The following is a 24,180-nucleotide window of genomic DNA, read 5'->3' as shown; positions in this document are numbered from 1 at the left end:
TAATCAAGAATAGTATGGTTCATATAGTAGCTGGAGAGAAACATAAAATTGGTGAAATGGAACATAAATTGATTAATATGGAACATAAATCAGAAATCCAATGAAAAAGGTATCTTTGAATTGGAGATATCAGGTAATTGGGGCTTGATGCAATAAGTATGGAGAGAAGAAAGTTACCAGGGCCATGCAAAATGCCTGGCTTTTTGCAATTTAAGGTGGATTTGCACATATAATCACTAAATTGGAACATAAATGGTGTGAAACGGAACATAAATTCAAACCCTAAATAAAAAAGAGACACCGCCAAAGCAGTATCTCTCCTCTGTCCGTGTGGAATGGACAAAATTGGCAAAAAATCCACGGACGGTGCCTGTCACCGTATTGAATCACCGCATTAACCTTCGACCAACTTGCTCCGTTTGCATTCTTCGTGGAATGCGCGGAGGCGTTTGGTTCGTTCCATAAGGGTTTCGATGAAGTATTCCCAGTCGTCGACGCGTTTGACTTTTTTGTAGATGGTCCGCAGTTTTTTTAGGTGCCGTACGGCCATTTTGTAGCTGGAGCGGTTTTTGGCGTCGATTTCCCGCTGGGCCGATTGGTGGAGCAGCGCAAGCAGCACCTCGGGTTTTTCCTTTTCAATCAGCTTCACCCGGTCCTTCGGGATATCATAGAAATTCAACCCGACAAACGCCTGGAGCTCGCCCCATTTATCAAACATCCCGCGTTCAAACAGCAAATATTCATAATCCGAATAACTGTAAGGAAGCGTCTGCATCAATGCCTTTTCAAATAAATCAAAACGGTCGTTCCCGCCACAATAGGGGGCAATCGCCCGAATGGCCGTTCTCGTAAAACTTGAACAACTATGATAACCGTTCAGAGAATCCAAGTACTTTTTAATTCTTCCGATAAACAGTTCAATTACCGGTCCGACACGTTTCCATGCTTTCTGGCTGCTCAAAAGATCAATCCAGTAAAGGATGTAAGGCGTAGTCCAATCCTCTCCGGAAGCCTGGATTAACTTAAGTGCCGTATCATCCTTCTGCAGAAGAAAGTTCAAGTGAACCCCGGCAATCATCAGCGGTCCTGGCCTTTCCCAATCCTGGAGCTCTTTCATCCGTGAATGGATTTTCAAGATTTCCTCTTCTCGCCAGTCCTTCTTTTTAAACAAGTTAGTCCAAAGCAGGCGGTAAAAATAGATCCGTTCAAATTCAAGACGCTGCACACAGGTCAACAAATCAAAGGCGTCGTCTTTCAATTTTAAAATAAACTCATCAAAATCAAACGGCATCGACTGCATGCCGATTTTCTCGACAAGCTCTTCGGCATCGTCCTGTAATTTTTCAAACACGCTGCCATAGGTACGTTTGGATATTTCCTCGGAGTGTTCCGACCGCTCACTGAGCATGGCCAGCTTTTTAAACGAAATGACTGTTCCAACCATTTCATAGAGCAGACGCCATTCTTTCTCCACCGGGGCACTGGCACGAACCTGCCGCTCATAAATTTTGAACAATTCCTCAATCACATAGGGGCTCGTCGATTTCTTCGATTGCAGAAGCGTATCAAAGCTTACTTCAAAGGAATGGACCCAACGTCCGTAATCCGGCTTCAACACACCATTGGCCTTGATCAAATCCTTCGCCGTCTGGAGTCCCCAGCTGGCGGCCGCCATTTTTTCCTTCATCGGTTCGCGCCACGCTTCTACCCACTCAGCGACACTGCCGACCTGTGAATAGGCTGCAAAAAAAACAGCCATCTGATGGCGGCACCATTCTTCTGATGGGCAGGAGCATTCACTCATCGTAAAAAAGGTAAGGTCGAGGGTTACCTTCACCGGTGTCACATCCTGAACTGTTGCCGTGACTGTATTCTTGCCGAACGATAGCTGCGATACCAACCCTTGCCGGTACAGCATCAACCCCTTTTGGACCATCCTCGCATCCTCAGTGGAATTCGGACTCAGCAGATCCTTAATCTCGTCCGCAAACCCCTGTATCTCCTCCGTCAACTCCAAAACCAAAACCCCCTTTACCCGAAAAAATCCATATTCCACTATTATACCCAAAAAATCATAGTAAGAGGAGGGGAGTGCTTGAATCGACAAAATTCGAGTGGTGACAGGCACCGCCTGAATTTTGTCGATTGGATTTTTTCTTTTATGGTGCATAAATTATTGTGTTTTGGGCATTCTGTTATTAATGAACTAGTTCCTATCGTATTCTAGCTCTGATTTGGTTACCTTCTAGCCGATTAATCTAGGGTTTACGATAAGGGGCTAGTTTTTATTTTGGGTACTTTTTGCTTTTGGGGTTTTGGATTTACCCTCCGGTTTGGGTCATTTACCCACCAGTTCCGTAGTTTTACCTTCCGCTTTTGCTGTTTTACCGTCCACTACGACCTCTCATTGATCTAAATTCCGAAAAAGGTAACTTACCCTCCATTTTTATGAGGGGAAAAGTGAGATTTTCAAACAAAACTACGAAAAATCCACCAACCAACTGCCTACCAATCCATGTACCCTCCACTTTTAAAGGTTCACCCACCGGTTTAGGCCATTTACACACCAGCTCAGTAGTTTTACCCTCCACTTTTGCAACTTTACCGTCCACTTCGATTTCAACCCGCTCACTAAGCAATTCGACAAAATCCGGGTGGTGACAGGCACCGCCCGGATTTTGTCGAATATTTAGAAATCTATTGCGCGATGGCAAGTTGGGTTATATAATTATGGTCAAGACCGTTATTAACCGAAAATAAAAATCAAAGATGGAGGGTGAGTTGGATGGGTAGTGGTAGGCGTCATTTTATTTTCTCGTTGTTGTTCCTTGGGTGGTTGGTGGATTCGTTGACGTTGTTTGGGATGAATGTGGCAATTATTCCGATTAGTAAAGAGTTGCATTTGTCACAGACTCAAAGCGGGATGGTGATTAGCAGCTTCTGGTTGAGCAGTGCGTTAATGACTCTGATTGCCGGCTGGGTCTCTGACAAATTTGGATCCAGGAAAGTCATCGTCATTGCTGTATTTATCATTTCATTATTTTCATTGTTAACCGGGATGACCGGATCATTTATCGCAATTCTAGCAATTCGTTTTGTTCTTGGATTAGGGGACGGGGGTCTTCCAACAGGCTCTGGTGTGGCGATCACCGAAATTTACAAAAGAGAAGTACGTGCACGAGCCAAGTCGATGCTGCTTGCGGCACAATTAATCGGCGGGGTCCTCGCCCTATATCTTGCCGGCGTCATCGCAGACACATGGGGCTGGCGGGTGATGTTTTACATCGTTGGCGGTCTAGGTCTCGTTGTAACCCTATTACTCTTTAAATATTACAATCCACCGAAGGTTGAAAAATCAACCAGCAATCATTCAAATTCCTTACCAATGAAAGACCTATATAAAAGTAAGCTTCTATGGACGATCGTCATCATGTATTTTTGTTCAAGTGTGGTCCACTGGGGATTCTCCTCCTGGCTGCCTTCATATTTGGAGCAAACCCGCCACCTGAATTTACGAGATGTGGGCTCACTTTCGATGATTCCACAAGCATGTGGATTGCTAGCGGCCGTTCTTACAGGCTTTTTAATCGACAAGTCCTTAGCAGGCAAGGAAAAATTCATCGTTTTAATCGGCGCAATTGTTTCCGGTATTTGTTTGTATTTAATGTTCAAGGCACCAAATATTCAAGTGGCACTTACGTATCAAAGTATCTTCTCCGTGGGCGATTCAGCGATTGCGATGGCAATTATCACGATTCCGCTCAAATATGTTTCGCAGAATATCATTGGCTCGTTTATGGGAATGATGTATTTTGCCGGGGGAATGGCCGGGTTTATTGCACCAACGGCAATGGGGGCGCTAATCGACAGCTTTGGAGGATCGTTCCAAGCAGCATTCATCTTCCTCATTTGTGCACTGGCGGTTGTTTTAATTTGCGGCCTATTCTATAAAATTCCAAAAAATAACCCTAGTATCATAGAGAATAATCAATCAGCATAAGAGGTGACCAAACATGGATTTTCGCACGAGATTATCACAAATTATTGAAGAAAAGCGGGAAAAACTGATTCAAGTAAGTGATAAAATATGGAGCTACGCTGAAACAGGCTTCGAGGAGTTTCGATCAGCAGACCTCCTATGTAAGACACTAGAAGAAGAGGGATTTTCAGTAGAAAAAGGCGTTGCCGATATTGAAACCGCTTTTATCGGCAGCTACGGCAGCGGCAAACCGGTCATTGCTTTTTTAGGAGAGTTTGATGCCCTTACAGGGTTAAGTCAAAACGGCGGCGCCACACAACCGGCTCCCGAAAAAGCAGGTGGCAATGGTCATGGCTGCGGACATAATCTGCTCGGAACGGGATCTCTTGCGGCAGCGATTGCCCTAAGAACCTACATGATAGAAAACAATATCGAAGGGACGGTCCGTTATTATGGCTGCCCGGGTGAGGAAATTGGCGGCGGCAAGACCTTTATGGCGAGAGCGGGAGTGTTTGATGATGTCGACTTTGCCTTAACCTGGCACCCGGGAACCACGAATAATATTTGGTCGGCGAGAACCCTTGCCTGTTATGAAGTATATTTCAAATTTAAGGGGAAAAGTTCGCATGCGGCAGCAACCCCGCATTTAGGCAGAAGCGCCCTTGACGGTGTTGAACTGATGAATATCGGCGTGAATTATTTACGTGAACATATCATTCCTGAAGCACGGGTACATTACGCGATCACCAATACGGGGGGCCTTTCCCCAAATGTGGTTCAAGCGGAGGCGGAAGTTTTGTATTTTGTGAGGGCACCAAGGGTTTCGCAGACGAAGGAGATCTACCAGCGGGTTTGCGATATCGCGCGGGGAGCGGCGCTGATGACTGGCACCGAGGTGGAAATTGAACTCGCCTCAGCGCTCTCGAATGTGATTCCGAATACAACGCTAGAAGAAGTGATGTATGAGAATTTTGTGGAATTGGGTGTACCTGAACATAATGAAGAGGAGCTTGAATTTGCACAAAAAATCCGCGCGACACTAGCGGAGGCGGACAAGAAGTTTGAGGTGGAGAAGAATCGGGCTTTGGCGGGTAAAGATATGGCGAATCTCATTAATCCGTTCGCTCTAGATGAATTTATGGCGGGGTCAACGGATGTGGGGGATGTGAGCTGGATTGTGCCGACTGCGCAATGTATGACGGCCTGTGAACCACTCGGGACGCCGCTTCATACTTGGCAAATTGTTGCGACGGGAACGACTTCGATTGCGCACAAGGGGATGCTTCATGCCGGAAAAATTATGGCCGCAACCGCGTTCGATGTTTTGCAGAAGCCGGAACTCATCGAAAAAGCAAAGGCGGAGCTGGTGGAACGTCGGGATGGCGAAGAGTATGTGTGTCCATTACCGCCCGAGGTAAAGGAGTATAAGGTTCGGATCTGATGACAAGGAAAAGGCGTGCACCGTGTGGCCCAGCTGGAAGGACATTTTTTAGACCTTAAACGGAAAAATGTCCCTCTGACCCAGCTGGAAGGACATTCTTTGGCTTTTAAGCGGAATAATGTCCCACCGGCCTATCGGGAAAGACAGTTTTTAGACTTTAAACGGAAAAATGTCCCTCTGGCCCATCTGGAAGGACATTTTTTGTCTTTTAAACGGAAAAATGTCCCACCAGCCAATCTGGAAAGACAGTTTTAAGACTTTAAGCGGAATAATGTCCCACCAGCCAATCTGGAAGGACAGTTTTAAGACTTTAAGCGGAATATAGTCCCACCAGCCTATCTGGAAGGACATTTTTTAGACCTTAAACGGAAAAATGTCCCTCTGTCCTATCTGGAAGGACAGTTTTAAGACTTTAAGGGGAAAAATGTCCCACCAGCCAATCTGGAAGGACAGTTTTAAGACTTTAAGCGGAATAAAGTCCCACCAGCCAATCTGGAAGGACAGTTTTAAGACTTTAAGCGGAATAAAGTCCCACCAGCCTATCTGAAAGGACAGTTTTAAGACTTTAAACCGAATAATGTCCCGATGGAGTATATTAAAAAACCAACCCTTAAAGATTTGAGTTGGTTTTTGTTATCGTGGTAGACCAGGAGGATAGTAATAGGGGGGGACTTTAAGCCACCCTCGTTTACGCATAAGTGTTTTTAAGGTGGTTCCATACGTTGCCCATTCTAGATAGTTTTGCAACCAAATTAATCCGACATCATTTCGAATAGAATCAGCTTGTCCCTTCGAACACGCTTGCAAACAGGTAACTAGCTTGAAAGCTATACCATTTGCCAGTTCATTATCCGTCAACTTTACTCCTAAAGGAATATCATTTGGGTATGAATTTGGTTTTGATGATGATACATCCGGTAAGGAAATTCCCTCTTTTTTCATAAAATTGCTTAATTTTTTTACTTGTGATTCACATATTCGGATTACATCCGTTAACATTTCTTTGACTTCATCATCAGTGTCGTATTTAACCCCATTTCCTCATAACGAATGAACTCTTCCATCAAAGTTAAATACGTCCAACAGTCACCCGCTTCAATGATATGTAATGGTGATTTTGGTTCATTTGTTGTATCAATCGATATTTTAAGCATATTCCAAATCGCTTCAAAAGGATTAGACATGATCATACCTCCTAAACTATATTATTCCACTTTTTAAAAAAAGAATGTAATTTTAGAAAGACCTTAAGGGAACAAGAAAAAGAGTCGCAGCATACGACTCTTTGTTAACCCAAGATTAGCGTCCTTTACAGCCCAAACATCAATTTTCGATGTAAAATAAGGAACAGTCTAGCGTATTAGTTTAAAACATTCATGAATTCATCTTTTAATTTCTCTAACTGCTCTTTTACACCGCGATCAATCAGATTTCCTTTCTCATCAAACTTTTCACGGGCATTCCCCACTTGGATAATGGGTCTATTGATCAACTTTACATTTAAAGCATGCATAACATCCCGTAAATGACTTTGTGAGACTCCAACCTGAATGGAGGCAGCACCCATAACGGCAGTTGGTTTGCCTGCTAATGGTCTTTGTAAAGAACCGCGTGATAACCATTCTAGAGCATTTTTTAGCACAGCCGTATAGGACAAATTGTATTCGGGTGTACTAACGATTACAGCATCCGCAGACTCCACTAATTCTTTAAGTTTTAATACGGTTTCAGGCAAGTTGTTTTCTCTTTCTTCGCTAAAAAAGGGGAGTTCTGATAAATCAGCTATTGTAAATTTAATGTGATCGGGCAGCTGCTGTTCAAATGCACGTAATAAACCACGGTTAAACGAATTTTTACGTAAGCTGCCGCAAATCCCCACAATATGTAATTCGGATTTTAAGTCTTCCATAGTTAATCCTCCTATTGTATAAAATTGTCACTTTGACCATATAGTACAACGCCTATCGTAACAAGAGCCATTTATCATAGGACTGAACATAAGAAGGGGAATGTTGTCATCAAAGTGGAACTAATCGAACACAATCTTTTGATCATTAAGTTCCAAAAGATAATTAATTTTGGGGAACAGGATTGTTACCGCCGAAGGTTAAGGAATATAAGGTTCGAATCTAATGACAAGGAAAAGGCGTGCACCGTTTGCACGCCTTTTTAAAAAATGCCTAAAATAAAAAAGCACAAGAACAGGAATGGGAGCATAGCCTATTAAAACGAGTTTAACTTAAATAAAAAGGATGGCTGTCAAAATGCCTGCGATTATTTTTGGACCGGTAACAATAAATAATATCACTGGAAATGGTGATGTCCAATTTGGTGATAGCTTGTTCAACTCACCAAAGGTTGCATCTAAGACTCCTGCTGGTGCCGGTGGATTTAACACGGGAGCGTTCATAGTAACAAATACAGGTGTAAGTTCTACGAATTTTATTGACCCTGACGGAGTTGACCAGCCAACTATTGGTAATGCCTAAAGTAATAAAAACCGTTTTCCTTTCGTGATTTGGAATCTCTTAAAATACCAAGAAATAAAAAATAATGAAAAGGATGGCTGCCTAAATGCCTGCAATTATTAATGGACCCGTATCAATCGATAATATCACCACAGATGGTAATGTTAAATTTGGTGACTCCATTTTTTTGACACCAAAGACTGATTCCAAAGCCTATGCTGGTTCTGGAGGATTTAACTCAGGGGGAGCAGTGATATCCAATACCGGGGTAAATGCTACAAATTATGTTGACCCTGATGTAGTAGATCAGCCAGTTTACGGTAATAACTAAAGTGATAACAACCGTTTTCCCCTTCGTGATTTGGAATTTCTTAAATTCGGGGAATATAAAAAATACCAGGGAATGAAAGTGCATAAAAAAAGCGGAAGCCGGCACAACATTCCTTGGTATTTTTTCATGTGTGGGTGGTCAAGCCCTGACAGGGCGCGATTGATCATATCATATAAGTACAAACAAGTATAACAGCTTGCACATATAATGATGTAAGAGCACTTTAGGGGGAATACACTTGTTTGTTAAAAAAGACGGTATCCATATTGGTACCATTTCAGGCGGGGTTGTCAACTTCGGTGGGGCAGTTATTAATTCGCCAATAACTATATCAAAATCAGTTCGTGGGGCTGGAGGCGACAACACGGGGACAATCGTTATAACGAACGTAGGACGTAAAATATGAATTCAGAGTGCGATTTTGTTCCATTATTTTGTACGATCAGAAACAAAGATGACGAAAAGAGCCTTAAAAAGCAAAAGGGACAAGCATTTGCTTGCCCTTTTAGTAACACTAGTTTTAGGATGTTTGTAATAAACTAGGCATCCATCCAATCATATTTGGGTGAACACTCATAATCTACTGTAACTTTAAATGAGAGGATGATTGGAATGGCTTACTACATAATTTTGCATCACTACCATCCATGGCATATACCCATTTACGTGCCATTTTTTCCATCGCCGGTATCACCAGCTGCTCTTACCTATCGAAATTGGTTGAACAATTATGGTACAAAATACCTTTATTAGACTAGGCTGGTGTAAGGCGGCGTGCGATTAATAAAGAATAGCACGCCGCCTTGGCGTGCTCATTTTTTGCGTCAATTCTTCAAGAGTAATGCTTTAAAGCTTAACCGTTACTTCTGTTCCATCCTTTAGGATGGTTTCCAGCAATAGTAATCCTTTGTTCTCAGAAAGTGCATGCAGCAGTGGTTTCAAATCTTTTCTATCTATTTTTGGAACCTTAAAGGATTTTCCTTCCTTTTCGATTGCTTTATTTGCATATTTTAATATCCGTTCTGACGTAAGAATGGCACTAAGCATCGTTAAAAGGGCATATGGAACAGGTATGGTGAATTTTCGATCCTTTGTTTTAATTTTCACTTTTAACATAGGCATCACTCTATAGTTACAAATACTTTTTCACCTTTGGCCGAGGTGATATCAACGATTTGGCCGTCTACTTCATTTTCAATCGCCTCAATTAAGAGGTCAATATTAATATCTTTCACATATTTTTCAGCTTCTGGGATTTTTTCAGCAATACTTGTTCCCACTTTTAAAACTGCCTTTACCAGCTTTATGGGCAGATTGACATTTACATGATCGCCCTCTTCAGATGTCACGCGAATCTTGAGCATTTTATTTAGATAGGGTGTATCTTTTCTTTCTAGAATGGGGGTTTCTTTCCCCTGTAAGGCATTTATTAATTCTGTCGCATTCTTTTTATCCAGTTTCCCTTCCTCAACCATCGTTAATACACGTGAAATTTCCTCTTTCATTTAGGATTCCCCCTCTTTAATTAACTGTATGGCTTCTTCTGCGGTAATTTCCCCTTTTTCAAGCATGGAAACAATTCTTTTCTTATCGATGTCTGTTTTCTTTCCTGCGTTATAACCCAGTGAGCTAATAATCTCATCCAATTTCCCACGAACGGTCGGATAAGAGATTCCAAGCTCCTTTTCAACTTCCTTGATGTTTCCACGGCATTTCAGAAAAATTTCAATGAAATGAAGCTGTTCTTGTGAAAGAGCTGCAAATTTCGATAATTCAAATTCATTCTCCACCGTGGTATGACAATGAGTACATTGCAGCTTGGTAATGGTTAATTGCTTGCTGCAAACCGGACAATTAGAGATTAGTGGATAAGCCATTTTTATCTCCTTTCCTAACTTAACCTCATCATACTACATCTGAATTAAAAAATGAATAACACAATTAATATTATTTAAAAATTACATAAAATTAATTAATAATATTAATTTATATTTTAATTTTATTTGCTAAAAAGAGGTTCCTTCACAATTGTTCTATCTAATTATAAAAAGTAATAAATATAACGGATGGAGGAGGATAGAATGAAGGCAATTGTGTACACCAAATACGGTCCCCCTGAAGTTCTTCAACTAAAAGAGGTAGAAAAACCGATTCCGAAAGAGAATGAAATCCTGGTAAAAATAAAAGCGACCACCGTAACCGCAGCGGATATTCGGTCACGGAGTTTTACCGTTCCTCCGGCCTTTTGGCTGCCTGCCCGGATCACACTTGGTTTCAGACAACCCAAAAAGGCGATCTTAGGAATGGAGCTGGCCGGAGAAGTGGAGTCCGTTGGGAAGGAGGTCAAACGGTTTAAGGAAGGTGACCAGGTTTTTGCCGCATCTTTAGCGGATTTTGGTGCTTATGCTGAGTATAAATGTCTGCCGGAAGATGGACCAATAACCTTTAAACCTTCCAATATCACGTATGAGGAAGCTGCCGCCATCCCAATTGGAGCCCGCACAGCCTTATTTTTTCTAAAAAAGGCTAATATACAAAGAGGTCAAAGGGTTCTGGTTTATGGTGCTTCCGGAAGTGTAGGAAGTTATGCGGTTCAGCTTGCCAAGTATTTCGGAGCGAACGTGACAGGGGTGTGCAGCACCACGAATTTGGAATGGGTCAAATCTCTGGGAGCTGACAAGGTTATGGATTATACTGCGGAGGATTTTTCCAGGATAGACGAGACGTATGATGTGATTTTTGAAGCGGTAAACAAGAGTTCGTTTTCAGCTTGTATGAAATGGTTAAAGAAGGACGGTACCTATATCAATGTCACGGAGCCGCTGCCAAGTGCTCGAATGCTTTGGACTCAAATGACTAGCAGCAAGAAAATATTATTAAGTCGAAATTCACCTGAAACCTCGGAAGCACTGGAATTTCTTAAAGAACTGGTTGAGACGGGGATGTTAAAAGTGGTCATTGATAGAACCTATGTGTTTGAAGATATTGTGGAAGCTCATCGATATGTCGAGAAGGGGCACAAGAAGGGGAATGTTGTCATAAAGGTAGAACAACTCTAAATAACAATCCTGTTCCAAAAGAAAATTAATTTTTGGGAACAGGATTGTTATTTGCTTTTCTGACGATTGCGATAAAGGCCCGAGAAATAAGAAAAGTGATACTCAATGAATAAAAGCTAGTAAAGGAATTCCACCCCTTTTTAAATTTAATTAAAGACGTGTATTTTTCTAAGAAATGCTCTGTTACGGTCATCGGAATACTAAAATAGAATACTTTAAGAAATACACCGAAAATATTGGATTTTTTTGTAACCTGGTTATAGTAAACACATGTTATCGGATAGAGTAAATAATCAAAAATAAAGCTAAAATCAAAGGATTTTAATAATTTAACCGGATATTTGATGTATCCTTTTTTCACAATTAAATTATCTAATATGGAAGATAAAAATCCTTTAAAAAGAAAGATCAGTAACCAATCTTTAGCAGGAGGTTTTCGAATCAAATTTATAAATGAGATGATACCAAAAATCAATAAAGCCCATAATACACTTTTCTCGAATGTTTTTTTCATCACGACACCTCATCTTGAAGTATGCCCAAATTGATTGAGTGATTATTTAAGTTTGCATTAACTTCCATAATTATGGAAATGATAAAGAGAAATTATGGGATGGGAATGAAAATGAATGGTAGAACACTTACCCAAAATAACATCTGCTGAAATTTCGATGTTGTGGAGTACATATATTGGTGACACCATGTCTATTTGTGTTCTAAAACATTTTTTACAAACGTGTGAAGATCAGGACATTTCGCCGATCATCGAACTTGCTCTTAGCTATTCATATGACCATGTTGCTCAAATATCGGATTTATTCACAGAGGAAGGGATTCCTCTTCCGAATGGATTTGGAGAACAGGATGTGAACTTGAAAGCAAAGAAACTTTTTTCAGATGTAACGTACATGCGTTACTTGCACCATATGGGGAGGACGGGATTGAATTCATACAGCTTGGCTAAGTCCGTTTCTGCCCGCAAAGATGTCCGTAACTTGTTCAAACAATTTTTAAATCAAACAGAAATGTTGTATGACCGTAATGTGGAACTGATGCAGGAAAAAGGGGTCTTTATACGAGCTCCATATATTGCTTATCCTGATAAAGTGGAGTATGTTACAGATAAAAAATTCCTTGGTGGACTAGTAGGCCATCGAAGGCCGCTTCTTGGAATTGAAATTGCCCATTTAGGGGTTAATATTGAAGTGGCAAATGTAGCGAAAACCATGCTTTTAGGATTTAGCCAAGTTGCTCAGTCTAAAAAACTTAGTGACTACTTTAAAGAGGGATATGATTTAGGAAAGAAAATGGTGGAAGATTTCATGATAAAACTAAATGAAGATGATGATTCTCATCCCTCCACATGGGATTCAACGATTACGAATAGCACGGACGCACCATTCTCGGATAAATTAATGTTATTTCATACGAATGCGCAAAGTGCGATTGGGATTGGAGATTTTGGACTTGCCATTGCTGCATCCCTTCGAAAAGATTTAACAGTCAATTATGAAGGTTATATCCTTAAGGTCGGGACATATGCCGGGGAAGGTGCAAAGCTCTTAATTGATCATGGCTGGTTTGAAAAACCTCCTCAATCTATTGATCGAGAAGCACTTAGAAACCAAAATAAATAATTTATACAAAAACTCCCTTTTACGAAAGGGAGTTTTTGTTTGAAAAAGTGACAGTATAAAACGGTTGCTTAGATCATTAAAATTGTGCAATCTTATAAATTTTCCGCGGTCTTCCCCGTGTATGCGGCTTTTCCTCAGCTACCACTTCAGCATACCCTTTTTCCTCAAGCGTCGTTAAAATCCGGCGCGCACTTCTTGCTGGTATCTGCATGTATTTCGCAAGCTCATTGGCGTTCAATTCATCACTTGCTAATTTTTTCAAAGACGATTTCAGTTTATTCAAGGTCATCACACTCAGCGAGGTTTCTTGGCTGAGGGATTCTAATTGTTCGGATGTATAGGAATAGGTCAGCTGCTCGGGCTTTCCTAACGGACCGGCAATGGTTTTATCATCAAAACAAACCATCCAAGAACCTTTTCCGGCTTCTTTCGCGTGCAATAAGGCGTTTCCGGCATTAATTTCCGCATCATAGACGGTTTGTCCGATTCCAATTCCGCAGGTAACGGCCTCTTTGCTGATCTGATCAAAATCTTCCATTTCCGGGATTTGGCTGTAGTTGTTCGTGATATCCTGCAAAAGGCCTCTTGTGGTAAATATAACATAGCGGCCAAGTCCTGACGGTTTCACCGATCCATGAACGGTTTTGGTGTAGGAGAGCAGGGTCTCCATGTACTTGAGCTCAATGCGAAAAAGCTCGTCGGTCGAGAAATTATCTTTTTTCAAATCTAAAAACGAGTCGATTTCGATGATTTGGACAGCAATCTGGGTTGATTTATAATGCAGCATTTCGTAGGTGCGGAGGATTTGGGTCAGCACCGCCTCAGCCGCCATGGTGGACGGAAGGCTTCGATAGGCCGGAACGCCAAGACGCTGCAGTTCATGGTGAATCGGGTGTCCGGTGATGGCTGCTTTCGTTTTGCCGCTTTTCCAGAGTTCATAATGATAGTGAATTAATCCTTCGAGCGAAATCACTTCAGATTCTACATATTTTAGCTTGATGGAAATCCCGGCCTCCTGTAAGGCATTTTCCCAGGTGGGGGCATCGCACGAGTCAAAACTGATTTCATCGACAGCAATTTTTTGTTCATATAATACCCGCAGCACGGTTTTGTAGAGAGTGGAGCCATTGTAGCCGACGTGAAAAACAGGGGCATCAATCTTATTCCAGTCCTGAACAATTTCATAAGTAATCGGCCCCGTACATAACCACATATCCATTTCATTGATCAAAGGAGCTACCTTCTCATCCAAATCCTCCTCCGTCAAAACCTCAACCGGCGTACAAATAAACTCCGAATACTCATTCGTCACAGACTGAATAATCTCCAACGAATCCGCAACCCCTAACAAACCTAAACGAATCTTCACGTATCTCACCCCATACCCGCACAATCACATTTTAAACTTATTATAGCAGAAGTAACGGGTGGTGGTTGTGATTCACTTTAGATGTTATTTTTCACCTATTTTAGTCGCTATTTTGCATGATAAATAATGATTTGGGGTCTTTCTTTATGTTAGGGCTATTTACTTTAAAAAGAATTCGGGATCCAGGTGCACACAAAGAAGATCGGGCAAATTGCCCAACCTTATAATTTTTTTAAACGCTTTCTTCTAATTTCAATTCCGGCGGTTGTTGTTTAAATCCTTTCGTCAATGCAAATAAATAAATGAAACCTAGTATAACCCAACCTACTCCAAGTATTTTTGAGTGTATATCAAGGTTCAAAAGTAGTACTATATCAAGAACACCCCCGATAGCAGGAACAATTAAATATATAATAAATCCTTTTAACGAACGCTCTCTATTTTTAATAAAATAATGGACAATTACGGCAATATTAACACTAGCATATGCAAGAAATGCTCCGAAATTAATAAATGATGCTACAAGATCTAAACTTAAAAATAAGGCAAGTAAAGAGAAAAGACTAATGATTAGAACATTATTTACAGGTGTTTTATATTTTGGGTGCAGGGTGCCGAAGAACCTTCTAGGCAACTGCCCATCACGCCCCATTGTATAGAGGACCCGTGCACAACTGGCCTGAGATGACATGGCGCTACCTAAAACAGCTAATGCATAAAGTGCAAGATATACAGAGTATAAAGTCTTTCCGCCGACAAGAGTAATAATTTCGTGAGCAGCCGAATCAGCATTTTGGAATGTGTTATACTCTGGCCATACAAGGAATGAGAAATATGCAACACATGTAAAGATTAATCCGCTAACAAGAGTAACAATAATAACAGCTCGTGGAATTGTCTTTTTAGGATTCACTGTCTCTTCTGCAAACGCTGTAATTGATTCAAACCCAAGGAAACAGAAGCTTAAAAGTGATGCTCCTGCTATAATAAAAGAATGAGGTTCTTTCGAATTAAAGAAGGGTTTAATTGAAATAAGAGAGCCTGTACCTTCTCCGCTAATAACTTCCTTAATAGAAAAACATATAAAAATAATGATAAAAAGAAAAGCAAAAATCGTTAAGAGAGCATTTACACTTGTTGCAAATTTCAATCCTTTAATATTAATAAAAGTAACAATTATTAACATGCCAAGTATCCATACGTAATTTGGAATTGCGGGAAATGCCGCCGAAAAAAAGATGCCAAAAGCCAGATAATTTACCATTGGCAAAAATAAATAATCCATTAAGATTGCCCATCCAACAATAAATCCAACATGGGGGCTGATCGATTTTTGCGCATAAACATAAGCAGACCCAGAGGATGGAAACGCAATTGACATCTTCCCGTAACTATAAGCAGTAAACATCATTACCATCAGTGCAACGATCATTGCTCCTGGAACTATACCATGGGAGACCTCAGCTGCAATACCATATGTAGTAAAAGCTGTAGTTAACCCCATAAATGAAAAACCAAACAAAACAACCGGAATGAGTGTCAATGTTCTATCCATTTTTCGTATGTCTGACATATAAAATACCATCCCCTATTATCTGATTTAACCCTATTTTACTTTTCCCATATGCTCCAAATACTTACACTTTAAGAATATATAAAACAATAAGATGCCAGCTATCCATCTAAATTTAGATGGATCCAACCCATGGTGAATTCCGTCTATAGAATGAAAGATCATTCGTTGGAATATATCATATTTATTATTATTCCTGAAAAATCTAAACGCTGGCATCTAACTGACTTCTGATACTTTCTTTCGTTATAACCTACTCAATATCTGATTTCTGCTGAATATCGATAAATCATGTAAATATGAGATTATTTTTATTTAGCACATAGTAACACTTTTTTTATTTCTGTATAAGGCATGTTATGATTGATTCCAACTTCATGATGAACGATTTCACCGTTCCAGGTGCTGATACAGTTTCTAACGATTTCATCTTTTTCTACAACATCCTTCAATCCCTGATTGGCAATATTCAAAATATAATTGCCAGTCGTCATCAACATTATATTGGTTGAAGTTTGCGGACAGAGAGCAGGCATATTCGGGACACAGTAATGTAAGACATCATGTTCGTAATAAATCGGTTCTTCTAAAGTCGTATAATGTGAGGTTTCTATTAACCCTACTCCTGTGATATCAATAATCATAGAATGAGGCTGCATCGTACCTACCATTTCTCGTGTTACTAGAGATTTAGCTCCTGGCATCGGGTAAATTGTATTAATTAAAACATCGCTATGAATAAGTAATTTAGTCAGCAAATCTTGATCCCAAAGCACAACATCCACCTGTGGCAGCTGTTTGGTTAAATAATCAATGCGATTCATCGATGCTTCTACGATTGTTACATTTAATCCGAGACCCACGGCAACTTGTGCAGCATTGAATCCAGCATTTCCCCCGCCAAGTATGACTACTTTGCTTGATGGCAAACCGGCCATTTTCCGCAGAAGGATTCCTTTTCCTCCATAACCGTATTGTGCATATTTTACTGCTTCAAGCATTGCTAACGTTCCTGCAATTTCACTCATTGGTTTAATGGTAGGCCTCGTTCCATCAGGTAAAACCATTAATTCCATTGATAACGAAATTGTTTTTTTATCCAGTAATGCCTGTAACATTTCATGATTCACATCTTCCGCCAAATGAAACCAAGCCATTACCATTTGATTTTCTCTTAGAAGACCGTATTCGTACGGTTGTAGTTCTTTCACTTTTACCACAAATTCTGCCTGCTCATATATTTCGTCAATGGTATCTACTACCTCGGCACCTGCGAAAATATATTCCTCATCAGGAAAACCACTGCCTTTCCCCGCCATACTTTGTATTAGCACTTTATGACCGGAGGCTGTTAATTTTTTGACCCATTCTGGGGTTAATCCAACCCTAGTTTCTGCTGTTTTTAATTCTTTTGGAACTCCCACTATCATGGTAAACTCCCCTTCCTAATCTTAATATTTTTAGAACTGTCTAAATCTTATAGAAAAATGACAGCCCTTTCATTAGACGCCACGTTAAAATTTACATACTATTTTTTTTACAACGTTTTGGTTTGGTCCCGTTGAACGGTTCATTTGAACGATAATGAATACAAAATTGAAAAGAGGAGAAACGGTAAAGGAGTACGATTTACCTGTATTTATAAATTTATAATTCTATTATGTTTATGATAGAATTGTTTTATTTGCAGCAATCAATTATGGAGTGGAGGCAACTATGCAAGCTAATCTATCTCTCACTATACAAGATATTCTTAAGCGTCCTCTCTTTTCTAATGCTGAAGTGGTTGCAGGATTAAATGGGTTGAACCGTCAAGTTAAATGGACACATGTGCTTGAAATTCCCTATTTTGATGACACCATTTTTCAAGGGGGAGAACTGATCCTTTCCACTGGCTTTGGATTTGAATGGAAAGACTCCTCTAATTCCTCATTTTTGTTAAATCTTATCGAACACAACGCATCATGTTTATGTATAGAACTTGGACACTACTTCGAAATAATCCCAGAAGAAATGATCGAGATGGCAAATAAGTATGAGTTTCCGATCATTATATTTAGAGAGCTTGTAAATTTTATTGAAATAACGCAAGATCTGCATTCATATATCGTAAATGCTCATCATTCAAAGTTGGTTGTGCTAGATTCAATTTCAAAAGAGTTCCAATCTCTGTCACTTACTACTAACGGTGTATCTAAAATATTAATGTTATTGCAGCAGAAGACAGAAACACAAATTCTCTATGTTCCTGTAGAAGGAAAACCTTTTTCGATTCCACGAATGAAGGGTGAATTTCAGGAATATCTCATTCAATATATTGACAAAAATAAAGAACACTGGCACGAGCGAATTACAAATAATGCTCCCATCGAATGGAAGGCATTAAACCATACTATTCTTCTCCAACCAATAGGAGCAATGGAGCAAATTTGGGCCTACCTTGTTATGGTTCTAGATCGTGAATCTGATGAATTTGATTTTCTAATCCTTGATCGTGCATCTCTCGCTATTTCACAAGACTTATTGCGAAAACATTATTTAGATGAAAAACGATTACGATTAGAATCTGTATGGTTGGACGATCTGCTTTATAAACGTATAAATAATGAGGAACAAGCTAGGGGATTTATTTCTTCAAAATTTAAGCACTCCTATTCTCTGCGTTATCGAATCGTAATCATTGATATCCGAGATATTGTTCACCCATCTTCTTTAAGTTTATTGGATGAAGAGCCTGACTCTGTGATTTATCATTATTCTTTAAAAATTCGATCTGAGTTCGCAAAAAATTCTTTTACATCCTATATTACATCAATAAGAAATCAGATAATTGTATTAGCAATTGATCTGGATAAAACTGATTCCTCTAAGGCTCGATTCCTGAAAGTGATCGATACATTGCAGAATGTTAAAGTCGGGGAGTCTGGTCAAATCAGTATAGGCGTTGGGCGACAATATCAGTTACTTTCAGATGCTCATAATGGCTATCGAGAAGCACAGGCAGCATTAAATTATCGAACACTTTCATCAAGTGTCTTTTATGAGGAACTTGGTATATATCGTCTTCTTCTCTTAATTCAGCAGGATCAAGAGACCGCCAACTTTATTGAGGACTACCTCTCTCCTTTAATTGATCACGATAAGAAATATGGTTCGGAATTGATTCTAACTTTAACAAAATACTTTGAATTTGAACGTTCTAAGCAGCTTACAGCTCAATATTTAGATACAGTAAGACAAACTATTTATTATCGACTTGAAAAAATAAAACAGATTATTGGTTTTGATTTTGATATGCCAGAGAACAGATTAAACACTGAAATAGCATTGAAAGCCTATCAACTTTTACAAAGAGGAGTACTTACAAAGTAAATGTATTAAATGGATTACCAATCACCAGCTCATCAAATACCCCAAACCCCGGATTTTGTCGAATTCTTTTCTTACAATAGCTCAACAACTTCTGTTAAAATTTGGATGGTTATGGAATGTTGTCAAAGGGGGATTATTTGTGAAGTTAGTAAAAACGGTTAAGCTTTCGCTGGTGTTTGCGGTCATCTTGTCGGTGTTTTCTACATTTGTTTTGAACAATGAACCAGTCAAAGCGGCTACCACGAAAAGTGCAACTGTAGCGGTAGATAAGTTAAATGTTAGGAGCGGGGCAGGGACTAAGTATAAAAAGGTTGGATCCTTGAAGAAGGGTACAAAAGTGACGGTTTACGCTCAAAAATCAAGTTGGTCTCAAATCCGCTATAAAGAGAAAAAAGCCTATGTCGCAACCAAATATTTAAAATTTGGAGTAACGGTAAAAAAATATCACTATAAAGGGAAAGGTAATCTGCCTTACCCACAGGTAAAGGGTCTGAAAAGCAAAACAGCTGAAAAGAAGATTAACCAGGCCTTATTAGGCTATGCGAAGGACGCATATAAGAATTATCTTAAAATGCTGGCAGACGAAAAGCAGGTCAAACAAGATGATCCGGAATGGTGCAGTGAATATTCGTATGCGTGTGATTACGATTACTCCACATTCTACAGCGTGAAATACAATGATGGAAAACATTTAAGTATTATTCTCTACGATTCTTTGTATCTAGGCGGTGCACATGGTTCAGAAACCGCAACCTCCTATAATTTCATCATCAGCAGTGGAAAACAAGTTAAGCTTATGGATAAACTTACATCAAAGGCCAAAATCAGCAGGGTACAACAATATGCCTACAACTACATGATGAAGCATCCGGAGATTTTCACAGTTACAAAACTTAGTGATGTTGTTATTGATAAATACACCCAATTTTACTATACAGATGGCGGCATTAAATTAGTTTTCCAAGAATACGAAGTAGGGCCATACGCTGCAGGATTCCCGACTGTAAAAATACCGAGTTCGGTTTATAAATAGGTTTCATAATAAAAGAAAGGACCTTTCTGAGATTTCAGAATGGTCCTTTCTTAATGGAAAAGGATTATATTCATTCGACAAAAATCGGGTGGTGCACCCGAATTTCGTCGAATATAAGCATAAAATTATTTAATAATTCTCTGAACCAACCGCATATTTATCACAAGAACTGAAAAGATGACAGGATATAATGCTCCAGAATACCAAAGCTTCCACCCGTTATAGTAAAAAAAATCAGTTTGCAAGGATATCCATTCAAAAGTAATAGAGAAAACAGACCAATATAAGATGTATATAGCTTTTTTTACTATCTTTTTTTCAGAAGGATAAAAATTGAGAAATAGGAAACTAATGGCCGGAAAGTAAAGAATAATTCCAAGTAATGCTATCCATTGAAAGCCTTTTTGAAAATAGCCATAAAGATGATAATGCAAATCAAGTACCATATCAGTTGTCAAACCGTATGCATATGCAAAAAAACATGTGGCGTAAATCTCTATTCTACCGATCCTCTTTGGAACAAAAAAGGCAATTATGTTAAATATGATAAATAGGACAAATATGAGTTTCCACAAACTAAACCCCGCTCCTTAACGTTCCTTCACTTTTGCTACACCTAACGCAAAATGATTCCAAAGAATATTTTCGATTAATTCAGCTTGAGATTCTTCACAATTAATAATGAGGATAATTTCAGAATGCTTACCTCTTAACAGCCTTTTTCTCTTCTTTACAACCAATTCAGTAAAAAGCCGAATCGCAAATCCTAGAGCAAACCCAATCATTGCACTAATAAGCCCCCAATAAATTGGGCCCCATGATAATTTAAACCCAATACTTGCTCCTATAACAGAAAAAGCTGTTCCGAGTGCCATTCCTATATCAATAAGCGATGTACCATCAGAGCGATGAAGGGAATCAAAAACTTTTCTCTCCTCAGAACGATTGTCCAGTGGGACTGCATAGATATTTTCTTTTTTCATTCCTCTTTTTTCCAATTTCGATATGGCCATTTCTAAATAGTGGGTTGTTTCAAATGTTGAAAAAAGCTGCAAATTCATCACTTCACTTTTTGTCCTTTTGATATTCTGAATCCAGAGGCTTGGTAATTTTCTTTCAAATGATTCCTTAGTTCCTTTTCAAAAAGTTTATTATTTTCAACCGTATTAATATAAGAGTCATACATGGCGAACCCATAGTGGGATGGGATAAATAAAAGCCACTCAGGTTTTAATACAGAAGTAGCTTCCTTGATTTTGCCTAAAAACAAAAGGGAAACGGCCTCGAGGCAGTGCGAATAATAAAAAAAGATGACTAACCAAATGATGACAAAAAAGGCAGTCAAAATCCTATGGATATAGAGTTGTCCTAGACCTGGAATAAACAATGACCATATGAGGGAGAGAATTGGGTTTCTTTTATCAAGGTAGTTAATTTCTAATGCTCCCAAGGTAAAGGAATTAAAACGATGTTCCTCACGTTCAGCTAAAAGATAAACCCGATTCATATCTACGGTTGTTCGATAACTATCCCAAATTGCAAAAAGGTAAACGGGAATATACATGATCAGCCACCTAGTGTTTAATACCTCTTTGGCTAAGTCTATATTGCCTTGGAATGAATAAATCATGGAAAGGTTGACATGGGCATTTATATTTACAACAACTTCCCATATAAATAATACATATCCTCTAAAATATTTTGATAAAATCAAATGTCCGAATCCGGGGAATGCTGCCGACCACCAAGCAATAATGTAAGGATTACGTAAATGAAGCTGAGTCGTACCAAGAATACTTACATGTGCTTTATATCTTCTAGCAGTATTATCATTCGTATAGTTGTTCATTTAACCCCACCTTTAAAACCCAATCAATTCACCATAGTTTTCACGAATAAGCATATTTATCCTAGGTTACAAATTTTCCATGGGCAAAAGTCAATTCGACAAAATTCAGGTGGTGCCTGTCACCGCCCGAATTTTGTCGAATTCATAGATTCCTTCCCCTCCACCAGAAAATCAAGAAAGCTTTCCGAGATGCGGTCAAAGTTTCTGTCTTTTAAATAAATTAATTCATAATCTCTTTGAATGTAAGGGAGATTCGTCACTTTTACCTCTAGTAAGGTACCGTTCCTCAGCTCTTCTCCAATTGCCGACTTTGGCAAAATGGCGATTCCGATTTTTTGTTTCACCATTCGATTTACGACCTCGATATTATCTGTTTCCATAATGACGTTCTTCTGTAGCTGGAGATGGTCAAAAGCATTATGAATCAGGGTCCAATCGATTGAATTTCGATTATACAAAATAAACTTCTCGCGGGCCAACTCTTCCATGGTTACGGCTTCCCTTGATCCAAAAGGGTGCTCAGGATATATGGCCAGGATCATTTCATCATGGAACAAATGGATACTTTCAATTCTTGGATGGTTAACAGCCCTTGCAATCCCAAAGGTTACTTGATGATTTAACACCATGTCCAAGACCTGAGTAGAATGGCCGGTATACAGGTTTACTTTCACTTGAGGGAATTGATTATGGAATTCTTTTATTAAATCCGGAAGAAAATGAAAGGCAGCTACAAAAACGGCTGAAATCTCAATTTCCCCCACCAATTTCAGTTGCTCCCGCTGAATGGCATATTGGCCGTCCTGCAGGCTGTGAAGGATATCTTTTGCATAGGGGAGGAAGGTACTCCCTTCTTTTGTCAGATTGACGGTATTTCCTGTTCGGTAAAATAATTGACAGTTCAGCGAGGTTTCTAGTGCCTTAATCCGGGCGCTGACCGTTGGCTGTGTGGTAAATAACGCTTCGCCCGCCTTGCTAAAACTCCTTGTTACTGCCACAAAAATAAATGCTTCAATTTGTTCGATATTCATTCAAGTTGCCCCTTATAAAAATATTCTATAGCCATTATGACAAACTTCTATTGGATTTTTTAGATTATTTGCCGTTTACTTAAAATATCAAAGGGAGGAAAAAATGATGAACATTGGCTACGCTAACGGTAAGTATGTCCAATTGGATGAACCGGTCATTCCAATTGATGAACGAGGTCATCAATTTGGTGACGGTGTATATGAAGTAATTCGGGTGTATAAGGGAAAACCTTTCATGCTGGAGGAGCATCTGCAACGGCTGATTCAAAGTGCAAAGGCGATTAAATTACCGATTCAACAATCAGTGGAAGATTTTAAAGCACTCATTTTAGAAGCGGTTCAAAAATCGAATGAACTGGAAAGTGCTGTTTATTTACAAATTACTAGAGGGGCTGCTGTAAGGCAGCATCTATTCCCGTCTGCCCCCGTATCAATAACGATGACAGTTCGACAGGTGGCTGGGATTGATACTGAGGCAAGAGAAATAGGAATGAAGGCAATCTTTCATGAAGATGAGCGCTGGGCCAATTGTTATATTAAATCCTTAAATCTTCTTCCGAACATATTAGCCAAACAAATCGCGCATGACGCCGGCTGCTATGAAGCAATCCTAGTAAGAGATGGATTTATTACAGAAGGTACCAGTTCAAATGTGTATATGGTGAAAAATGGAGTGGTCTATACGACGCCGCTGTCGAAACAAATTTTATCCGGGATCACGCGAATGGCCGTTAAAGAGGTTACCGAATCGTTAGGGGTCCCTTTCATCGAAAAGAAATTTACACCTGATGAACTCCTTCAAGCTGATGAAGTATTTATCACGAGTACAACGTCGGAAATACTGCCAATTGTCAATGTGGATGGAAAAAGCATCGGTGACGGAAATCCGGGAGAATGGACGATGAAGGCTTATAGGAAATTTAAAGAGTTCATTCTTGCTGATTAGCTAATAGGAAGGACCTTCTGGAATTTAGCTTTAGAAGGTCCCTTTTTATTGGAAAATGGTGATTTGAGAAATCGAGCTATGTCATTTTTCAA

Annotated in this window: 26 protein-coding genes; 10 read left to right on the top strand and 16 right to left on the bottom strand. The window is 39.5% G+C overall.

Translation table 11 applies throughout. The features are described from left to right. Positions 1 to 394: 394 nt before the first annotated feature. Both RCG21_RS01150 and RCG21_RS01145 read right to left on the bottom strand, forming a co-directional pair. Positions 395 to 2,017 carry an SWIM zinc finger family protein gene (locus tag RCG21_RS01150; RefSeq protein ID WP_308912788.1) on the bottom strand — a complete coding sequence of 541 codons (1,623 nt, stop codon included), beginning with the start codon at positions 2,015 to 2,017 and terminating at the stop codon, positions 395 to 397. Between the two features lie 367 nt (positions 2,018 to 2,384). Next, positions 2,385 to 2,612 carry a hypothetical protein gene (locus RCG21_RS01145; protein WP_308912787.1) on the bottom strand — a complete coding sequence of 76 codons (228 nt, stop codon included), beginning with the start codon at positions 2,610 to 2,612 and terminating at the stop codon, positions 2,385 to 2,387. 173 nt (positions 2,613 to 2,785) lie between these two features. On the opposite strand from RCG21_RS01145, the gene RCG21_RS01140 reads away from it, so the two are divergent. Both RCG21_RS01140 and RCG21_RS01135 read left to right on the top strand, forming a co-directional pair. Next, on the top strand, positions 2,786 to 4,000 hold the full coding sequence (locus RCG21_RS01140; protein WP_308912786.1) for an MFS transporter: 1,215 nt from the start codon (positions 2,786 to 2,788) through the stop codon (positions 3,998 to 4,000). A 13-nt stretch (positions 4,001 to 4,013) separates the two neighbouring features. Further along, positions 4,014 to 5,420 carry a M20 family metallopeptidase gene (locus RCG21_RS01135; protein WP_308912785.1) on the top strand — a complete coding sequence of 469 codons (1,407 nt, stop codon included), beginning with the start codon at positions 4,014 to 4,016 and terminating at the stop codon, positions 5,418 to 5,420. 633 nt (positions 5,421 to 6,053) lie between these two features. Here RCG21_RS01135 and RCG21_RS01130 read toward each other — a convergent pair. From RCG21_RS01130 to RCG21_RS01120, 3 genes are all read right to left on the bottom strand, one after another. Then, on the bottom strand, positions 6,054 to 6,419 hold the full coding sequence (locus tag RCG21_RS01130; protein WP_308912784.1) for a DUF3231 family protein: 366 nt from the start codon (positions 6,417 to 6,419) through the stop codon (positions 6,054 to 6,056). Then, positions 6,413 to 6,604: a hypothetical protein gene (locus tag RCG21_RS01125; RefSeq protein WP_308912783.1), complete on the bottom strand. Its 192-nt coding sequence runs from the start codon at positions 6,602 to 6,604 to the stop codon at positions 6,413 to 6,415. The genes RCG21_RS01130 and RCG21_RS01125 overlap by 7 nt, the downstream gene beginning before the upstream one ends. 176 nt (positions 6,605 to 6,780) lie before the next feature. Continuing rightward, positions 6,781 to 7,329, bottom strand: a complete 549-nt coding sequence (locus RCG21_RS01120) for an NADPH-dependent FMN reductase (RefSeq protein WP_308912782.1) — start codon at positions 7,327 to 7,329, stop codon at positions 6,781 to 6,783. A 355-nt stretch (positions 7,330 to 7,684) separates the two neighbouring features. Between RCG21_RS01120 and RCG21_RS01115 the strand changes: the two genes are divergently transcribed. The 3 genes from RCG21_RS01115 to RCG21_RS33440 all read left to right on the top strand — a co-directional run bounded on the left by RCG21_RS01115 (position 7,685) and on the right by RCG21_RS33440 (position 8,625). Further along, a complete protein-coding gene (locus RCG21_RS01115; protein ID WP_026572771.1) occupies positions 7,685 to 7,909 on the top strand; it encodes a spore germination protein in 225 nt (74 codons plus the stop codon). A gap of 85 nt (positions 7,910 to 7,994) precedes the next feature. Continuing rightward, entirely contained in the window at positions 7,995 to 8,219 is a 225-nt protein-coding gene (locus RCG21_RS01110) for a spore germination protein (RefSeq protein WP_133333025.1), read from the top strand. A gap of 238 nt (positions 8,220 to 8,457) precedes the next feature. Continuing rightward, on the top strand, positions 8,458 to 8,625 hold the full coding sequence (locus RCG21_RS33440; RefSeq protein WP_165976167.1) for a spore germination protein: 168 nt from the start codon (positions 8,458 to 8,460) through the stop codon (positions 8,623 to 8,625). Between the two features lie 440 nt (positions 8,626 to 9,065). On the opposite strand, the gene RCG21_RS01105 is transcribed toward RCG21_RS33440, so the two are convergent. From RCG21_RS01105 to RCG21_RS01095, 3 genes are read right to left on the bottom strand one after another with little or no spacing between them, the layout of a single operon-like run. Continuing rightward, positions 9,066 to 9,335 carry a hypothetical protein gene (locus RCG21_RS01105; RefSeq protein WP_133333026.1) on the bottom strand — a complete coding sequence of 90 codons (270 nt, stop codon included), beginning with the start codon at positions 9,333 to 9,335 and terminating at the stop codon, positions 9,066 to 9,068. 5 nt (positions 9,336 to 9,340) lie between these two features. Further along, complete coding sequence (locus tag RCG21_RS01100; protein ID WP_133333027.1) at positions 9,341 to 9,724, bottom strand: SHOCT-like domain-containing protein; 384 nt, start codon at positions 9,722 to 9,724, stop codon at positions 9,341 to 9,343. Further along, positions 9,725 to 10,096: a DUF2089 domain-containing protein gene (locus tag RCG21_RS01095; protein ID WP_308912781.1), complete on the bottom strand. Its 372-nt coding sequence runs from the start codon at positions 10,094 to 10,096 to the stop codon at positions 9,725 to 9,727. A 204-nt stretch (positions 10,097 to 10,300) separates the two neighbouring features. Here RCG21_RS01095 and RCG21_RS01090 point away from each other — a divergent pair, with 204 nt between their 5' ends. Then, positions 10,301 to 11,278: an NAD(P)-dependent alcohol dehydrogenase gene (locus RCG21_RS01090; RefSeq protein ID WP_308912780.1), complete on the top strand. Its 978-nt coding sequence runs from the start codon at positions 10,301 to 10,303 to the stop codon at positions 11,276 to 11,278. A 25-nt stretch (positions 11,279 to 11,303) separates the two neighbouring features. Here RCG21_RS01090 and RCG21_RS01085 read toward each other — a convergent pair whose 3' ends face one another. Next, entirely contained in the window at positions 11,304 to 11,792 is a 489-nt protein-coding gene (locus RCG21_RS01085) for a CBO0543 family protein (RefSeq protein ID WP_308912779.1), read from the bottom strand. A gap of 115 nt (positions 11,793 to 11,907) precedes the next feature. On the opposite strand from RCG21_RS01085, the gene RCG21_RS01080 reads away from it, so the two are divergent. Further along, the gene (locus tag RCG21_RS01080) at positions 11,908 to 12,915 is read left to right on the top strand and encodes a DUF3231 family protein (protein WP_308912778.1); all 1,008 of its coding nucleotides are present in this window, start codon (positions 11,908 to 11,910) and stop codon (positions 12,913 to 12,915) included. Positions 12,916 to 12,991: 76 nt separating this feature from the next. On the opposite strand, the gene RCG21_RS01075 is transcribed toward RCG21_RS01080, so the two are convergent. From RCG21_RS01075 to RCG21_RS01065, 3 genes are all read right to left on the bottom strand, one after another. Continuing rightward, positions 12,992 to 14,284 carry a helix-turn-helix domain-containing protein gene (locus tag RCG21_RS01075; protein ID WP_308912777.1) on the bottom strand — a complete coding sequence of 431 codons (1,293 nt, stop codon included), beginning with the start codon at positions 14,282 to 14,284 and terminating at the stop codon, positions 12,992 to 12,994. A gap of 232 nt (positions 14,285 to 14,516) precedes the next feature. After that, on the bottom strand, positions 14,517 to 15,857 hold the full coding sequence (locus RCG21_RS01070) for an APC family permease (protein ID WP_308912776.1): 1,341 nt from the start codon (positions 15,855 to 15,857) through the stop codon (positions 14,517 to 14,519). 311 nt (positions 15,858 to 16,168) lie between these two features. Further along, the gene (locus tag RCG21_RS01065; RefSeq protein ID WP_133333032.1) at positions 16,169 to 17,287 is read right to left on the bottom strand and encodes an alanine dehydrogenase; all 1,119 of its coding nucleotides are present in this window, start codon (positions 17,285 to 17,287) and stop codon (positions 16,169 to 16,171) included. Between the two features lie 286 nt (positions 17,288 to 17,573). On the opposite strand from RCG21_RS01065, the gene RCG21_RS01060 reads away from it, so the two are divergent. Next, a complete protein-coding gene (locus tag RCG21_RS01060) occupies positions 17,574 to 19,229 on the top strand; it encodes a PucR family transcriptional regulator (protein ID WP_133333033.1) in 1,656 nt (551 codons plus the stop codon). Between the two features lie 139 nt (positions 19,230 to 19,368). Next, positions 19,369 to 20,262, top strand: coding sequence for an SH3 domain-containing protein (locus RCG21_RS01055; RefSeq protein WP_133333034.1), 894 nt, complete (start codon positions 19,369 to 19,371; stop codon positions 20,260 to 20,262). Positions 20,263 to 20,387: 125 nt separating this feature from the next. On the opposite strand, the gene RCG21_RS33435 is transcribed toward RCG21_RS01055, so the two are convergent. The 4 genes from RCG21_RS33435 to RCG21_RS01040 all read right to left on the bottom strand — a co-directional run bounded on the left by RCG21_RS33435 (position 20,388) and on the right by RCG21_RS01040 (position 23,142). Then, positions 20,388 to 20,837, bottom strand: coding sequence for a CBO0543 family protein (locus RCG21_RS33435; RefSeq protein ID WP_372512546.1), 450 nt, complete (start codon positions 20,835 to 20,837; stop codon positions 20,388 to 20,390). Positions 20,838 to 20,852: 15 nt separating this feature from the next. Continuing rightward, positions 20,853 to 21,317, bottom strand: a complete 465-nt coding sequence (locus tag RCG21_RS01050; protein WP_133333035.1) for a hypothetical protein — start codon at positions 21,315 to 21,317, stop codon at positions 20,853 to 20,855. A 5-nt stretch (positions 21,318 to 21,322) separates the two neighbouring features. Next, entirely contained in the window at positions 21,323 to 22,111 is a 789-nt protein-coding gene (locus RCG21_RS01045; RefSeq protein ID WP_308912775.1) for a hypothetical protein, read from the bottom strand. A gap of 119 nt (positions 22,112 to 22,230) precedes the next feature. Beyond that, entirely contained in the window at positions 22,231 to 23,142 is a 912-nt protein-coding gene (locus RCG21_RS01040; protein ID WP_308912774.1) for a LysR substrate-binding domain-containing protein, read from the bottom strand. Positions 23,143 to 23,245: 103 nt separating this feature from the next. Here RCG21_RS01040 and dat point away from each other — a divergent pair, with 103 nt between their 5' ends. Further along, positions 23,246 to 24,088, top strand: coding sequence for a D-amino-acid transaminase (gene dat, locus RCG21_RS01035; RefSeq protein ID WP_308912773.1), 843 nt, complete (start codon positions 23,246 to 23,248; stop codon positions 24,086 to 24,088). Positions 24,089 to 24,180 lie beyond the last annotated feature (92 nt).

The organism is Bacillus salipaludis, assembly GCF_030938565.1.
GTDB lineage: Bacteria > Bacillota > Bacilli > Bacillales > Cytobacillaceae > Neobacillus > Neobacillus salipaludis_A.
This window is presented reverse-complemented; position numbering and strand designations above follow the sequence as displayed.